Genomic DNA, 1,717 nt, shown 5'->3' on the forward strand with positions numbered 1-1,717 from the left:
CAGTTGATTGATCACCAGCACCGACTGATCGATTTCGCTGGCCAGCGCGGCAATGCTGCCCTGCTGCGATTCCACCAGGCCGCGCCCGCTGAGGGTTTCGTCGTTGACGCTGTGGGCGCTGCTCACCGCCGCAGCAGCACTGCGCGCGACTTCCATTGAAGTCGCCGACATCTGGTTCATCGCCGTCGCCACTTGTTCGATTTGCGAGCGCTGCCCAGCGACAGCCTGATTGCTCTGCGCCGACACGCTTTCGACCTGGCCCGCCTGACGCTCGACCTCGCCAACGGTGTGACCGACGCGCTCGATCAGGTCGTGAATCTTCTTCACCGTGCCGTTGAACACCTCGCCCAACTCGCCCAGTTCATCGCGGCTGCTGGCCTTGAAGTTGACGGTCATGTCACCGGCGGCGACCTTGTCCATCATGGCGCCCAGGCTTTTCAGGGTGGTCCGGGTCGAGGCGTAGAAACCGCCATAAAGATAGAAAATCAGCACAAAGACCACCGACAGCGCCGAGGCTTGCAGAATCATGTGCGTGCGGTTCTGCGCCAGACGCTGCTGCAATTGGCTGTCGAGGAATTTCAGCGTGGCCTGATTGAGCTGGTAGGTGTGTTCCATCAGCCCGGTCACTTGGTCGTAAAACGCCTGCCACGGCGCATCGAGGGTGTCGGCCATCACCACTTGTTCTTCGAACAGCTCGCTGGCCTGCTTGAGCGAAGCCTTGCTGCTGTCGGCCTGGGCACTGAGGGATTCGCGTGCGGCGTTGCTGGAGCCGAGGGCGTCTTGCAGTTTCAGGGCGTATTCGGCCTGGAGTTTTTCGATCTGCACCAGCAGCTCGTCAAAACGCGTGCTGGAGGAACTGTTGAGAAAACCCTGACCCAACGAATACGAACCCATCGCCCGGCCCTCGCCGAGGGTTTGCGTGACGCTGGGGGTAATCAGCGTGACCAGTTCGCTGAGCTGACGAATGTCGCTCTGGTTGTCGCGGCTCAACCCGGCCTGACTGGTGATGATCTGGCTGAAAATCTGCGCACTGGCCAGCAACTTGCCAATCAACGCGCTTTTGCTTTGCAGCGAGCTCTCCGCCTGCTGGGCCTTGAACGCGGCGATCATTTCATCGCGTTTGGCCTCGAATTGCTTGATCTGCTCGGGGTCTTCGGTCATCGCCGTCAGCCCTTCGAGGCGCGCGAGCACAGCCTGCTCCAGCGTCTGGATCTGCGCTTCGACATTGCCGGCCTTGCCGGACTGGCCGAGGGTGACGTCGATCTGCACCAGATTGTTCAGGGTCTCCAGATCCCGGCGCAGGGTCAGGCTGCTGCCCAGCAGGTCGAGGCTCTGCAATTCGACGCGGGTGCCCTGAAATTCGCGATAGGAGTCGCGCACCAGATAGAAATTGGTCACCAGCATCGGCACCAGGAACAGCACGCTGATCAGGCTGAACTTCATGCCGAAGCTCAGACGGTTCATCAGCGAGACGGCGGGATAGAGCAAGCTCTTCACTGGAAGTCTCCCTTGGTTTTTCTTGTTTTTATTGGCAGGCGCGGGACGACAGCAGATAGCCACTATCGGGCGCTATCTCTGTATAGCGTAAATCGGCGGGAGGTTTTGTAACTTATGGTTACTGATGAATGATGGAACAGGGTTTTCAGGGCTGCGGCGCAGCCCATCGGGGATAAATCCCCTCGCCACAATGAGTTTCACTTTGGCTTATCAGTGAACC

Annotated in this window: 1 protein-coding gene; it reads right to left on the bottom strand. The window is 59.3% G+C overall.

Features of this window, described 5'->3' with window-relative positions:
• Positions 1-1,497, bottom strand: a 1,497-nt coding sequence (locus OQK_RS00465) for a HAMP domain-containing protein (RefSeq protein WP_016770632.1), incomplete at its 3' end; no start/stop codon positions are given.
• Between the last annotated feature and the right edge of the window lie 220 nt (positions 1,498-1,717).

Source organism: Pseudomonas sp. R62 (assembly GCF_000257605.1).
Classification (GTDB): domain Bacteria; phylum Pseudomonadota; class Gammaproteobacteria; order Pseudomonadales; family Pseudomonadaceae; genus Aquipseudomonas; species Aquipseudomonas atacamensis.